Origin of the sequence: Niveibacterium umoris (assembly GCF_014197015.1) — a bacterium.
GTDB lineage: Bacteria > Pseudomonadota > Gammaproteobacteria > Burkholderiales > Rhodocyclaceae > Niveibacterium > Niveibacterium umoris.
Map to the genome: position 1 here is coordinate 542069 of NZ_JACIET010000001.1, position 14576 is coordinate 556644.

11 protein-coding genes are annotated in these 14576 nt (G+C 59.0%); 7 read left to right on the forward strand and 4 right to left on the reverse strand.

Annotation, left to right across the window (positions count from 1 at the left end; genetic code table 11):
• Positions 1-64 precede the first annotated feature (64 nt).
• The 4 genes from pgi to zwf all read right to left on the reverse strand — a co-directional run bounded on the left by pgi (position 65) and on the right by zwf (position 4953).
• Complete coding sequence (gene pgi / locus GGR36_RS02360) at positions 65-1714, reverse strand: glucose-6-phosphate isomerase (protein WP_183631472.1); 1650 nt, start codon at positions 1712-1714, stop codon at positions 65-67.
• Between the two features lie 116 nt (positions 1715-1830).
• Positions 1831-2814, reverse strand: a complete 984-nt coding sequence (locus GGR36_RS02365; protein WP_183631474.1) for a glucokinase — start codon at positions 2812-2814, stop codon at positions 1831-1833.
• Positions 2795-3496 (reverse strand): 6-phosphogluconolactonase, encoded by a 702-nt coding sequence (gene pgl, locus GGR36_RS02370; protein WP_183631476.1) that lies wholly within the window; start codon positions 3494-3496, stop codon positions 2795-2797. Before pgl ends, GGR36_RS02365 begins: the two co-directional genes overlap by 20 nt.
• On the reverse strand, positions 3496-4953 hold the full coding sequence (zwf, locus tag GGR36_RS02375) for a glucose-6-phosphate dehydrogenase (RefSeq protein ID WP_183631478.1): 1458 nt from the start codon (positions 4951-4953) through the stop codon (positions 3496-3498). The genes pgl and zwf overlap by 1 nt, the downstream gene beginning before the upstream one ends.
• Positions 4954-5311: 358 nt before the next feature.
• Here zwf and edd point away from each other — a divergent pair, with 358 nt between their 5' ends.
• From edd to malG, 7 genes are all read left to right on the forward strand, one after another.
• On the forward strand, positions 5312-7135 hold the full coding sequence (edd, locus tag GGR36_RS02380) for a phosphogluconate dehydratase (RefSeq protein ID WP_183631480.1): 1824 nt from the start codon (positions 5312-5314) through the stop codon (positions 7133-7135).
• A gap of 8 nt (positions 7136-7143) precedes the next feature.
• On the forward strand, positions 7144-7773 hold the full coding sequence (gene eda, locus GGR36_RS02385; protein ID WP_183631482.1) for a bifunctional 4-hydroxy-2-oxoglutarate aldolase/2-dehydro-3-deoxy-phosphogluconate aldolase: 630 nt from the start codon (positions 7144-7146) through the stop codon (positions 7771-7773).
• A 140-nt stretch (positions 7774-7913) separates the two neighbouring features.
• On the forward strand, positions 7914-9191 hold the full coding sequence (locus GGR36_RS02390; protein ID WP_183631484.1) for a maltoporin: 1278 nt from the start codon (positions 7914-7916) through the stop codon (positions 9189-9191).
• A gap of 154 nt (positions 9192-9345) precedes the next feature.
• The gene (locus GGR36_RS02395) at positions 9346-10443 is read left to right on the forward strand and encodes an ABC transporter ATP-binding protein (protein WP_183631486.1); all 1098 of its coding nucleotides are present in this window, start codon (positions 9346-9348) and stop codon (positions 10441-10443) included.
• A gap of 136 nt (positions 10444-10579) precedes the next feature.
• Positions 10580-11779 carry a maltose/maltodextrin ABC transporter substrate-binding protein MalE gene (malE, locus tag GGR36_RS02400; protein WP_183631488.1) on the forward strand — a complete coding sequence of 400 codons (1200 nt, stop codon included), beginning with the start codon at positions 10580-10582 and terminating at the stop codon, positions 11777-11779.
• Between the two features lie 175 nt (positions 11780-11954).
• Positions 11955-13484 (forward strand): maltose ABC transporter permease MalF, encoded by a 1530-nt coding sequence (gene malF, locus GGR36_RS02405; protein ID WP_338086607.1) that lies wholly within the window; start codon positions 11955-11957, stop codon positions 13482-13484.
• A 105-nt stretch (positions 13485-13589) separates the two neighbouring features.
• Entirely contained in the window at positions 13590-14480 is an 891-nt protein-coding gene (gene malG / locus GGR36_RS02410; RefSeq protein ID WP_183631490.1) for a maltose ABC transporter permease MalG, read from the forward strand.
• Positions 14481-14576 lie beyond the last annotated feature (96 nt).

The window sequence follows — 14576 nt, forward strand, 5'->3', positions numbered from 1 at the left end:
TGCGTGAAACTCCTCAGGTGCGGCTTGGGCGGCAGAGCCTTCGGGTCTTGCCGCCCCGTTGATGTCAGCGGTCGAGCGAGAGTCGCGCACGCGCCAAGCCGATCAGCCGCTGGGTCGAAGCGTCGTAGTCTAGCTCACCGCCGCCGCCCTTGAGTGCGCGCTCGATGCCGCTGGCCAGTTGCTTGCCCAGTTCGACACCCCATTGGTCATAGGAGTTGATACCCCAGATGGCGCCTTGAACGAACACTTTGTGTTCGTAAAGCGCGATGAGGGCACCCAGATGAGCCGGATCGAGCTTGTCGAGCAGCATCATGTTGCTGGGGCGGTTGCCGTCAAAAGTGCGGTGCTTGACCAGCATCTCGGCGCGTTCGCCCGTTACACCGGCCTTGTCGAGTTCGGCGCGGACTTCGTCCGGGGTCTTGCCACGCATGAGCGCCGCCGATTGCGCGAAGCAGCTCGCGATCAGCACAGCGTGGTGTTTCGGATCCATGTCGCTCTGTTCCAGCGCAAGGATGAAATCCAACGGGATCAGATGCGTGCCCTGGTGCAGCAACTGGAAGTAGGCGTGCTGACCGTTGATGCCGGGCTCACCCCAGATGATCGGGCCGGTCTTGTAGTCGACCTTGTCGCCTTCGTTACGCACGCCCTTGCCGTTTGATTCCATGTCGAGCTGCTGCAGATATGCCGGCAGACGATGCAGGTTCTGGTTGTACGGTGCGATTACGACGGAGGGCGAGCCAAGGAAGTTGGCGTACCACACGCCGAGCAGGCCGAGCAGCATCGGCAGGTTCTTTTCAGCCGGCGCGGTACGGAAATGCTCGTCCATCGCATGGGCGCCGGCGAGCAGGGCCTTGAAGTTGTCGGGGCCGATCGACAGCACGATCGGCAGACCGATGGCCGACCACAGCGAATAACGACCACCGACCCAGTCCCAGAAGCCGAACATGTTGTCGGTGGAGATGCCGAACTTGCTCACGGCCGCGGCATTGGTCGAAACCGCCACGAAGTGTTTGGCGATGTCGGCTTCGCTGGCACCGGACGCGAGGAACCAGTCGCGCGCGGAGTGCGCGTTGGTCAGCGTTTCGATCGTCGTGAAGGTCTTCGACGCGATGATGAACAGCGTTGTTTCCGGATTCACCTTGCGCAGCGTCTGGGCGATCTGGGCGCCATCGACGTTCGACACGAAGTGCATCTTGATCGTGTCGTGGCCGTAAGGCTTCAGCGCTTCGCACACCATCAGCGGACCGAGGTCGGAACCGCCGATACCGATGTTCACCACGTCGGTAATCGCGGCACCGGTGCGGCCCTTCCATTCACCGGCGCGAACTTTGTCGGCGAATGCAAACATGCGCTCAAGCACTTCATTGACGTCGGGCATCACGTCTGCACCTTCGACCACGATCGGCGTGTTGCTGCGATTGCGCAGGGCAACATGAAGGACTGCGCGATTCTCGGTGTTGTTGATCTTGGCCCCACTGAACATGGCGTCGCGGCGCGCGGCTACGCCGGTTTCCGACGCCAGTTGCAGCAGCAGTTCGAGGGTTTCATCGTTGATGCGGTTCTTGGAGTAGTCGAGCTGGATGCCGCATGCGTCGGCGACGTAACGCTGTGCGCGGGCCGGGTCGGCCTTAAAGACCTCACGAAGATGCTTGGCGGACCATTGGCCGGCGTGCTGGTCAAGCGCCTTCCAGGCGAGCGTCGAAGTGGGATTCATGGACTACTCCTTTTTTATATCGAGGGGGAGACTGCCGACGGTGCCGTTCGAGCGGCCCCGCATAAAAACGATACGGCGCGCCGGCGAACACCGACGCGCCGCGATGTGAGGCGATGTCAGTGTTTCGCGAGCGCGCGCTCAAGCGCGACAGCGGCGCCGGTGAAAGCAGGGTAGGGCGAGTGGATGACAAAAACCGGCACCGATTCCAGGTACGAACGGAACCGGCCCTTGTCTTCGAAGCGGCTGCGGAACGGTGAGCGATCGAAGAAATCGCCCAGTCGCGGGATGATGCCGCCGCCAATGAACACGCCACCCTTCGCGCCCAGCGTCAGCGCAAGATTGCCCGCAATTGTGCCGAGCATTCCGCAGAACATGTTGACCGAGTCCAAAGCCAGCGCATTCGAGCCATCAAGCGCACCATTGGTGATCGAGGGTGCGTCGATGCCGGGCGACGGGAGGCCACGTACGGCAGCGAGTGACTCGTGCAGCGTGACCAAGCCAGGGCCGGAGATGAGGCGTTCTGCCGAAACGTGCGGAAATGTCGCTCGCGCCACTTCGATCACGGCGGCCTCTTCCGGATTGGTTGCGGCAAGCGTGACGTGACCGCCTTCACCTTCCAATGGCAGATAGCCCTCGGCAGACGGGACGAGGCCCGAGACGCCCAGCCCGGTCCCCGGCCCGAGTACCGCGATCGCCCGGTTCAGCTCCCTTGCCTTGCCGCCAACCTGATGCAGTTCTCCATCGGGCAAGAAGGGCAGTGACAACGCAAGCGCGGTGAAGTCGTTGATGAACACGAGCCGGGTGAAATTCAGCTGCTGCCGCACGGCGTCGATCGAGAATGCCCATGTGTGGTTGGTCATCTTGATGCGGTCGCCGTCGATCGGATTCGCGATACCGATTGCGCCGGAGGTCGGCCTCGCACCGCCTACCTCCGCGAGGTAGGCCTCGATCGCCTCAGCCGGGCCCGGGTAGTTCGCACCCGGCAAGGTGCGGATGTCCTCGATCGGCCCGCCCTCAGAGCGGATGAGGGCAAAGCGCGCGTTCGTGCCACCAATGTCTCCAAGGAGACGAGGGTAGGTGTTAGCGGCACCAGAAGACATGGCAAGGGGTCCTTTCCTGTTGGAGTGCGAATCGAATCGGGAGGCGCTCGGTCTCTGTTCCGGCGAGTGCCTCGCCGAGCAGGGCCCATTTGGCTGCGCCGGAAATGTGTACAACGATGTTGTGCGCGTTCAGAAGACGCGGAGCCGTCATGCTGATGCGCCAGCGGGGCGCCTTGGTGGCGTTTTCGGTAGCGATGCAGGCAGCATTGCTCGCGTCGTGAAGGCCGGCGAGTACTTGCGGTGAATCGGGAAAGATCGACGCCGTATGGCCGTCTTCGCCCATGCCGAGGATCACGACGTCGAACGCTTCGTGATGGGGCGCGAGCGCAGCACTGGCAAGTCTCGCGCCGTGTGCCGGGGTCTCGGCGTCGAATTTGAGCGGTACGAATGCCGCGGCCGATGCCGCATCCCGCAGCAGGTGCTCGCGAACGAGACGTTCGTTGCTGTCGGCGTGGTCGTTTGGGACCCAGCGCTCATCAGACAAGGTGACGGTGACCTTTCCCCATTCGAGCGGAATGCCCCGCAGTTGTCTGAAAAAGCCCAGCGGCGTGCGCCCGCCGGACACCACCAATGTCGCCATGCCGCGGCGGGCGACGCCTTCCTTCAGGCGGCTTGCGACCCACTCGGCGAGTTCAGCATCGAGAGTGGTGGCGCTGTCCGACGCATGCAAGTGAAGCGGCATCAGATTTCCTCGTGCCACGCGTGGCCGTTTCGCCCAAGCAGGGCGCTCGATGCTGCGGGGCCCCAAGTCCCGGCAGTGTAGGACTTTGGCTTCTCACCGCTTTCCGCCCAGGCATCGAGAATGGGTTCCACCCAGCGCCATGCCGCTTCCTGTTCGTCACGACGCACAAACAGCGTCAGGTTGCCGAGCATGGCATCCATCAGCAGTCGCTCATACGCTTCAAGCTGCCGGGCCTTGAAAGTCTCGGAGAAGTCCATGTCGAGGGCGACTTCGCCGAGCCGCATGGTGTTGCCGGGCTGTTTGGCAAGCAGATGCAGGTGCACGGTTTCGTCTGGCTGCATTTGTATGACAAGCCGGTTCACCGGACGGCCGACATGGCAGGTATCGAAAATGCAGTGCGGGATCGGCTTGAAATTGATGACGATCTCGGCGAGCTTTTCCTGCATGCGTTTACCGGTGCGCAGGTAGAACGGGACACCGGCCCAGCGCCAGGAACCGATCTCGGCCTTGATCGCGACGAAAGTCTCGGTGTTGCTGTCCGGCGCGATTCCTGCCTCGTCCAGATAGCCCTTGACCGGCTGCCCGCCCACGGCGCCGGCACGGTACTGGCCGCGCACGGTGTTGTTGCCGACGCTGGCTCCGGTGATCGGTTTCAGTGCCCTGAGCACCTTGAGCTTTTCGTCGCGGACCGAGTCTGGTTCCAACGACGCCGGTGGCTCCATTGCCGTAATGCACAGGAGCTGCAGCAGATGGTTCTGCACCATGTCGCGCATCGCGCCGGTCTTTTCGTAGAACTCGCCCCGTGCTTCAACGCCCAGTTGCTCGGCAACCGTGATCTGCACGTCGCGCACCCATTGGCCGCGCCAGAGCGGTTCAAGCAACACGTTTCCGAAACGCAATGCAAGGAGGTTCTGGACGGGCTCTTTGCCGAGGTAGTGATCGATGCGAAAGATCTGCTTTTCGCCGAAGTACTGGCCGACTTCGTCATTGATTGCCTTGTTCGACGCCAGATCAGTGCCGAGCGGCTTTTCCAGGATCACCCGGCTGTCCGCTGAAATCAGGCCTGCGTCCGCGAGGTTACGACAGGTCGGCGTAAACAGGTTTGGCGCTGTGGAGAGGTAGTAGACGCAGGCTCGCCCGGTGTTGCCGATGACACTTGCCAGTGCTTTGAATGTCTCGGGCTTTGTCGCATCGACCGCCTGGTATTGGATGCGCGCCGCGAAGGACTGCCATGTCCCATCGTTGTAGGCGCCGCCCAGAAAAGTGCTGGCTTGGGCGTGCGCGCGATCCACATAGGCCTGGCTGCTCAGTTCGCTGCGCGCCACCCCGATGATGCGCACTTCTGCCGACAGCATCCCGTCCTGGTGCAGGTGGTACAGCGCCGGGATCAACTTACGCATGACCAGATCGCCGGTTGCGCCGAACAGGACGACATCAAGAGGGGGGATCTGGGACATGGAAAACGCCTGTTCAGATGTGTGAACGCGCCGGCAAGAGGCAGACACGCGCCAAAGAATGTCAGCAAAGTATAAGAAGTAAAACTACAAGCTTTCAAGGAACCGGGGTGGTGCAGTGTTCAGCGGGGTGCAGCTTTTCGGTGCGGGAGTGACGAGCTGTTGCGTGTTCGCAACAGGACGGTGCCTTGGCAGTGGAAATGGATATCTATATAAAACATATGCTTAGTTGACGGTGGCGGTGTGTGCGCTTGGTCTAGATCAACTTCTTGTATTGCTGCATCAACGGTTTCTTGTGTTCGATTTGTAGCATTACTACAATCCGCCGCAGACGTAGTTTGAAACGGTTCCTTACATCTACATGACTCTTCATCCGAAAATCGTCGAGATAACCGAGCGGGTTCGTGAGCGCAGTCGCGCCACGCGTGCCGCTTATCTCGATCAAGTCGCTGCCGCGCCAGTCGCGACGCAGCGCTCGGATCTGTCATGTACGAATCTCGCGCATGCATTCGCCGCAGCTCCGGCGCAGGACAAGATTGTCATCCGCGAGCTTCGCAAGCCCAATCTCGCAATTGTCTCTGCTTACAACGACATGTTGTCCGCGCACCAACCCTTCCGCGATTACCCGGAATGGCTGAAAGAAGCTGCGCGTGCAGCCGGCGCTACTGCTCAGGTCGCGGGTGGTGTTCCTGCGATGTGCGATGGCGTGACCCAGGGCCAGCCGGGCATGGAGCTGTCGCTGTTTTCGCGCGATGTAATCGCGATGGCGACGGCCGTCTCGCTGTCTCACAACATGTTCGACGCGGGCTTGTATCTCGGCGTCTGCGACAAGATCGTTCCTGGCCTGCTGATTGGCGCGCTGACGTTTGGTCAATTGCCGGCAGTGTTTGTGCCTGCCGGTCCGATGCCGACCGGGCTATCCAACGACGAAAAGGCGAAGTTCCGCCAGAAGCACGCCGCGGGGGAATTGGGGCCGGATGCGCTGTTAGAGGCTGAATCCAGGGCATACCACGCTGCGGGGACCTGTACGTTCTACGGCACCGCCAACAGCAATCAGATGCTGATGGAAGTCATGGGGCTGCATCTGCCCGGCGCAGCCTTCGTTGCACCGGGATCTCCGCTGCGCTACGCGATGACTGTCGCTGCCGCCAAGCGTGCCGTGGAGATTACGCGGCAAGGTGGTCAATTCACACCGGTCGGTCAGATGATCGACGAGCGTTCGATCATCAATGCGATTGTCGGTCTGCTCGCTACGGGCGGATCGACTAATCACACGCTTCACCTCGTCGCGATCGCTCGTGCCGCTGGAATCATCATCGACTGGGACGATTTCGATGCCTTGTCGGATGTTGTTCCGTTGCTTGCGAGGGTTTATCCGAACGGTTCTGCTGACGTCAATCAGTTCCACGCCGTCGGTGGGTTGGCCTTCCTGATTCGCGAACTGATTGCTGCTGGTTTGCTGCACGAAGATGTGCAAACGGTGGCAGGGCCGGGACTGTCGCGCTACGCGCGTATCCCGTCGTTGTCTGCGGATGGTTCCTTGCTCTGGGTCGACGCACCGGAGGCTTCTGGTGACACCTCGATTCTGCGTCCGGCCTCAAATCCGTTCAGTGCAGATGGCGGCCTCAAGGTATTGCAGGGCAATCTCGGACGCGCGGTGATCAAAGTGTCTGCCGTGAATGTGAACCATCGGGTGGTAGAAGCCCCAGTTCGCGTTTTTGCCGATCAGGCCGAGGTCATCGGAGCCGCAAAGCGCGGCGAGTTGGAGCGCGACGTTGTGGTGGTGGTGCGCTACCAGGGGCCGCGTGCTAACGGTATGCCCGAGCTTCACAAGTTGACGCCCACCTTGGCTAATCTGCAGGACAAAGGCTTTAAGGTCGCGCTGGTGACGGATGGACGCATGTCCGGAGCCTCAGGCAAAGTGCCAGCCGCGATTCATGTGACGCCGGAAGCCGTAGCGGGGGGGGGCATTGCCCGCCTGCGCGACGGTGATTTGGTACGTGTGGATGCGAATGCAGGATTGATGTCCGCTCTCATCAGCGACGAGGAGTTCGCGGCTCGGGAAGTCGCTGAGCGGGATCTCGTCGGTAACGAATCCGGCATGGGGCGTGAGTTGTTCCGTGTTTTCAGGCAGTCCGTTTGCGGCGCAGAGCAGGGCGCAAGCGTGTTTGGCAGTATTCACTGAGAGAGCGAATGAACCTGATTGACGTTCTGCGTATCGGGCCGGTCATGCCGGTCATTGTGATCCGGAATCTGGAGCACGCAGCGCCGCTGGCGCGCGCGCTGCATCGGGGCGGCATCCGTGTCTTCGAAGTGACGCTGCGGACGGACGTTGCATTGGACGCTGTAAAGGCGATGCGTGATGCTGTACCAGACGCCATTGTCGGCGTTGGCACGGTGACCCGGCCGCAAGATCTTGAATCCGCGGTTTCGGCCGGCGCGATGTTTGCGGTCAGCCCCGGATTGACCAAAGAATTGGCCGAGGCCGCAGTGGCGCCCGCGCTGCCGTTGCTGCCTGGTGTGATGACCCCGGCAGAATTGATGGAAGCCCGTACTTTGGGATTCGAGGCGCTGAAGTTTTTCCCGGCACGGGAGGCGGGCGGCGTCGGAATGCTACGTGCGTTGGCCGGCCCGTTCCCCGATGTCGTTTTTTGTCCTACTGGTGGCGTGACATTCGAGACCGCCCCGAGTTATCTCGAGTTGCCGAACGTGGCGTGCGTCGGCGGTAGCTGGCTCGCGCCGATTGAAATGATGGAACGTGGCGATTGGGATGGTATTTCGCGCTTGGCCGAATCGGCTGCGGCGCTGAGAGTGCAGTCCTGAGGGCTGCGCCAAGTAACATCGTCGCCCTTTGTTTCGAACGAAGGGTGTCGGTCGGAAAGCAGTGAGTAGTTCAGTAGTTTTGTTTTTTCGTAACGGCTGACCACAAATGGCAGCCATTTACAAACCACAGGAGAGGTGACATGAACTTCAAACTCAGCGCAATCGCTGTTGCCGTCGCGGCAGCTACGCTGTCCGCAACGGCTGGTGCCGCTGCGGTCGATTTCCACGGCTATGCCCGTTCGGGCGTGGGCGCATCCACCAAGGGCGGCAGCCTGGTTTGCTACTGGCTGGGTGACCTGGGCCACTTCCGCCTCGGTAACGAGTGCGATACCTACCTCGAGCTCGCGTTCGACGCCAACCTGGCTGAAAAGGGTGAGACCAAGTTCAACCTGCACACCATGGTTGCATCTGGCACGCAGCAGCTGCAGGACTGGGAGCAGTCGGTTCCGTCGTGGCGCCAACTGTGGACCGAAGCGACCAACGTCGGTTCGGGCCCGCTGGCTACCGCAAACCTGTGGGTCGGCAAGCGCTACTACAAGCGTCAAGACATCCACATGACGGACTTCTTCTACAACGCAGTGACCGGTCCGGGCGCTGGTATCGAGAACGCCGACTTCGGCTTCGCCAAAGGCTCCTACGCCTACTTCCGTTATCAGCCGGATTACGGTCCCCAGTCGGACGCCGCTGGCTTCCGCCCGAACTTCGTGAACGGCGGTGTGAAGGCGACCGGCGTGCATGACCTGCGCCTCGAAGGCATCCAGCTGGGCGGCTTCGGCTCCCTGGACGCATTCCTGCAAGTCGTGACCGATTCCAGCCGTGAGAATGCCAAGGCCAAGGGCGGCGAAGCCTTCACCGTGCAGCACACCATCGGTGCTGTCGGTGGCTTCAACCGCGCTGTCATCCAGTACGCCAAGGACGGTGCCAACCTCGACGGTGGCGCGAAGTGGTGGGCTGACGACACCCTGAAGTACACCGGCTTCCGCCTGCTTGATCACTTCGTGTTCGACGTGGATCAGTTCAACGGTTCCGTGACCGTCGGCTACCAGCAGGACAAGGACTTCCCGTGGTACAAGGGCGCCACCAAGACCCAGTACAACCTGGGTGCTCGCGTGTGGTACCACTTCAACGACCTGTACTCGATCGGCGGCGAACTGGGCCATGCTCAGGTCAAGGATGTCGACTACAACGGCGGCAACGCTCCGGAGCAGAAGCTGGACAAGATCACCCTCGCAGGTCAGATCTCGGCTGGCAAGAGCTTCTGGGCACGCCCGGCTCTGCGTGCTTACTACACGTACGCCAAGTGGAACGATGCCGCTCACCCGGCATGCACGGGTCGTGACTGCGGTACCAGCGTTGATATCGGTACCAACGTGACCAACGGCAGCACCTACGGTTTCCAGATGGAAGCCTGGTGGTAAGAACCGGATCGTCACTCGTCTGAGCTGACAATCTGAAAGTCCCCCCGGAGCAATCCGGGGGGCAAGAATTCCAAACCGGGTGATTACACCCTTCGTCGCTGGCACAGCAACCGCCGGCAGGGTCGTTTGACCCAAAGAAATCGGAGAGATTTAGATGGCTGGACTGGTACTCAAGGGCATCAAGAAGTCGTACGGAGATGTGCAGACGCTCCACGGCATCAATCTGGAGATCCAGGACGGCGAGTTCATCGTTTTTGTCGGTCCTTCGGGTTGCGGCAAGTCGACGCTTTTGCGAGCCATTGCGGGTCTCGAAGATATCAGCGCGGGCGAGCTCTACATCGGCAACAAGCAGATGAACGACGAGCCGCCATCGAAGCGCGGTGTCGCAATGGTGTTTCAAAGCTATGCGCTCTACCCGCACATGTCGGTAGAAGAGAATATGGCGTTCGCCCTAAAGCTGGCGGGCGCCTCAAAGCAGGAAACGGCTGCTGCGGTTGACCGCGCAGCCAAGATTCTGCAAATCGAGCCCTTGCTTGCACGTAAGCCGAAGGCGCTGTCGGGCGGCCAGCGCCAGCGCGTCGCAATCGGTCGCGCCATCGTCCGCAAGCCGGATGTGTTCCTGTTCGATGAGCCGCTTTCCAACCTTGACGCGGCGCTGCGTGTTCAGATGCGTGTCGAGTTGTCTAAGCTCCACAGCGAACTGAAGTCGACCATGATCTATGTGACGCACGATCAGGTCGAGGCAATGACCCTCGCGAACCGCATTGTCGTGTTGTCGGCCGGGCGTATCGAGCAGGTCGGAGCGCCGCTGGAGCTCTACCACCGTCCCGCCAACCTGTTTGTCGCGGGCTTCATTGGTTCGCCGAAGATGAACTTCGTACACGGGCAACTGGTTGCCGCGGACGAAAAAGTGGCTCAGATCAAGCTTAAGAGCGGCGCGGTGGTGAAAGCGGCGGTTGATGCTCGCAAATTGAAACCGGGTGCGCCGATCACGTTCGGCGTACGTCCTGAACATGCTTCGATCGACGTTGAGCCTGGCGATAGCACGATGGCCGGCAAGATTCAGGTTGTAGAGCGCTTGGGTGATACGACCTATTTCTACCTTGACGTTGCCGGGTCCGACACGCCGTTCATCGTGCGCGCACCGGGCGACAAGCATGCCAAGGTTGGTGAAAACATCGTTGTCGGTTTGCCGATTCAGCGTTGTTATGTGTTCGACGAAAAAGGGCAGGCCTGCCCGGTGACGTGGTAATCGTCATACAAAAAGGCCGATAAAAATAGAACCAAGTTAGTACGGCATCCGTAGCGCGTGAAGAAGTGTCTGTCGCGTGCGTGTCTTCGCACACGACGTGGCGATCATGGGGTGGACCACTACAAGGAGATGAAGTATGCAAGTCCGTAATCAAGTGAAGCTGTTCGCCGCTTCCGCGGTGGTCGCGCTTTCGGGCGTGATGAGTGCGCCGGTTCAGGCTGCCGAACAAGGCAAGCTCCTGATCTGGATCAACGGCGACAAGTGCTACAACGGTTGGGCAAAGGTCGGCCAGGAATTCACGAAGAAGACCGGTGTTCAGGTGGCTGTCGAGCACCCCGAAGACGCACCGGGCAAGTTCCAGCAAGCTGCTGCAGCCGGCAAAGGTCCCGATATCTGGATCTGGGCGCACGACCGTATTGGTGAGTGGATTGCCGGTGGTCTTCTGCAGCCGCTCGCTCCGAGCAAGAAGGCAAAGGATGCTATCGACCAGCTGGGCTGGAACGCTTTCTCGCTCGGCAACAAAGTCTGGGGCTACCCGCTCGCTATCGAAGCGGTCCACCTGATCTATAACAAGGACCTCGTCCCGACCCCGCCGAAGACCTTTGAAGAAATCGCTGCAATCGACAAGAAGCTGTCGGCTGATGGCAAAAAGGCCATCCTGTGGGACTACACCAACACCTACTTCACCTGGCCGGTGCTGGCAGCCAACGGCGGCTACGCATTCAAGCTGAAGAAGGATGGTACCTATGACCCGAACGATACCGGCGTGAACAACAAGGGTGCCGTTCAGGGTGCGACCCTGCTCGCGAAGATGATTACCGACGGCGTGATGCCGAAGGGTGCTTCGTACGCCGACATGGAAGCCGGTGTGAACCAGGGCAAGATCGCCATGATGATCAATGGCCCGTGGGCATGGGACAACCTGAAGAAGTCGAAGATCAACTTCGGCACCGCCCCGATTCCCAAGGTCGGCGGTAAGGCAGGTGCACCGTTCGTTGGCGTGATCGGCGCGATGGTGAACAAGGCTAGCCCGAACAAGGAACTGGCTGTCGAATTCATCGAAAACTACATGCTTAGCCAGCAGGGCCTGAAGACCTGTAACGCCGACGTGCCGATGGGTGTGCCGGCCGACAAGGCCTTCTACAAGGAACTTGCTGCCGACGCCAACATCAAGGCTGTGATGGAGTCCGCCAAGAACGGCGCGCCGATGCCGAACAACCCCGAAATGGGTCGTTTCTGGGCCTCGATGGCATCTGCTCTGCAGAACATCACCCAGGGTCGTCAGACTCCGAAGGAAGGTCTTGACGCTGCTGCGAAGCGCATCGGATCGAAGTAATCAGTTGTAGGGCGGGTTGCACTGACCCGTCTTGTTTGCCCGCTCCTGCCAGAATCCGATCACTTCGGGATCTGGCAGGTCAGCGCGGTCTTTGCTTGTTTCAATCGGATCTGCGAGCGCCCGGGAGTACCAGTTTCCCGACCGTAGCGGTATCTGCACGTAAGGGATAGGTGTCGTGAACGACCGTCTGACAAAATGGATTGGCCCCGCATTGCTGGCGTTGCTGACGCTGGGCGGCCTTTATCTTGTTTTCCTCGTGTATGTTTCGGGACAAACGGTTGTTGCTACCGTCGGCTTGATCGTAGTGGCCTTGATGGTGTACGTCTATCTTGCTCCTGGTGCGTACTCATATCGCTATCTGTTCCCCGGGGTGGCGGGGGCGATCATATTTGTCGTGTTCCCGATGCTTTACACGATTGCCATCGGGTTTACAAACTACAGTTCCAAGAATCTTCTCGAATTTGATCGGGCGACCAAGTATCTGCTCGAAGAGACGTACCAGACGGAAGGGCAGGTCTTCGCTTCGAGCCTTCATCGGGATGGGCGTGAATACCGTCTGAAGCTTGAGAATCAAGATGTTGGGCTCTCATTTGTCACCGGCCCCCTTGCTCTGAAGAAGGCGGAACGCGTTGTCATTCAAGCCACGCCTGCGCAATCGTCAGAGATTGCACTGGGAGAGGCGGTTGAATTGCGGGAAATCATCCCGCTGCGCAACATGCTCAAGGAGGTCGTCATTCATCTGCCGGATGGCAGTGAGCTGACGATGTCCGGTTTGCGCGAGTTCGCCCCGGTGCGCAAGCTTTACTCCAAGAATCCTGACGGCACGCTTACCAACGTCCAAACGAATCAGATTATCAAACCGAACTTCAAGACTGGCTTTTACGAAACCGCTCAAGGAGAGCAACTGGCGCCGGGTTTCAAGGTTGGCATTGGTTTCGATAACTTCCGCCGCGTGTTGGGTGACGAGTCCATCCAGCAGCCGTCGCTGCGTATCTTTGCGTGGAACGTGACCTTTTCCTTCATGTCCGTGCTGCTTACCGCAGCAGTGGGCATGTTCCTTGCGGTCCTGCTGAACTGGGAGGCAATTGCCGGCCGTGGCGTATATCGGACGCTGCTATTTCTCCCCTATGCTGTTCCTGGCTTTATTTCAATCCTTGTATTCAAGGGACTGTTCAATAATAACTTTGGTGAAATCAATCTGATTCTAAACCAGATCATTGGTGTCAAGCCGCCATGGTTTTCGGATCCTACTCTCGCCAAGGTCATGATCCTGATCGTCAATACATGGCTTGGCTACCCGTACATGATGGTGCTTTGTCAAGGGTTGATCAAATCGATTCCTTCGGACTTGTATGAGGCATCCGCTCTCGCAGGCGCCGGTCCTTTGACGAATTTCTTCAAAATCACGATGCCCCTGATCTTGAAGCCTTTGATGCCTTTGCTGATCTCGTCCTTTGCGTTCAACTTCAATAACTTCGTGTTGATCAGCCTTCTGACGAACGGTCGCCCAGACTTTCTCGATACGAAGATTCCGGCAGGCGAAACCGACATTCTGGTGTCCTACACCTATCGGATCGCGTTTGGTGATTCAGGGCAACAGTTTGGTTTGGCGGCTGCAATTTCTACCGTCATCTTCATTATGGTTGCCATCTTGTCGATCCTGAATCTCAAACTCACGAAGGTCAATCAGCAAGAGGCGCGCTAATTCTTGGCGCAATGATGGAATATGGCTGGGATGGAAGGATTGGCGAACGTATTGCCAATTCTTCCAGACATAGATTGCTGTCGCAGGTTCTGAAAGGTCTGAGTTATGGCTGTCGTACTTGACAAATCTCACCGCTGGCGTGTCGTTGTGGCCCATTTGGGGTTGATCGCGTTCATTTCGCTCTGCATGTTCCCGTTCTTGATGATCCTGTCGATTTCACTGCGACCAGGCAACTTCGCCGTCGGTAGCTTGATCCCGGCGCAGATCAGTTTCGAGCACTGGAAATTAGCGTTGGGGATTTCTTACCAAGGTGATGACGGATCGTTGATCACGCCGCCTTATCCGGTGCTGCTGTGGCTGTGGAACTCGATCAAGATCGCTCTGATATCGGCGACGATTGCCGTGTTGCTCTCAACCACAGCTGCTTACGCGTTTGCGCGAATGAAATTCCGTGGCAAGAAGCACTGGATGACGGCGCTGCTACTGATGCAGATGTTTCCGACCGTATTGGCACTGATCGCTATCTACTCGATCTTCGATTACATGGGCAGCTACGTTAAATGGCTGGGTATTGATAGTCACTGGTCGCTGATTCTCGCTTATGCGGGTGGCATTGCACTCCACGTCTGGACGATCAAGGGTTACTACGACACCATTCCCGTTGAAATTGAAGAGGCAGCAGTTGTGGATGGCGCAACGCATTGGCAAGCATTCAAGTACGTCCTGCTGCCGATGGCCAAGCCAATTCTCATGGTTGTATTTCTGCTGGCTTTTATTGGTGCCATCATCGAATACCCTGTGGCGTCTGTGCTGCTCCAGCAGCAGGATAATCTGACGCTTGCAGTCGGTTCCAAGCTATTCCTTTACGAACAGAAGTATCTGTGGGGCGACTTCGCTGCCGCGGCAATTCTCTCTGGTTTGCCGATCACGTTCGTCTTCCTGCTCAGCCAACGCTGGATGGTCGGCGGGTTGACTGCAGGCGGCGTCAAAGGCTGAGCCAGCAATTTGTCGCAGACCGCAGATGTAGAAGAAAAGGCCACATGTGTTCGCCTGACGTATTGTCAGGCGAACCTAAGTGGTCATGTAGGACGA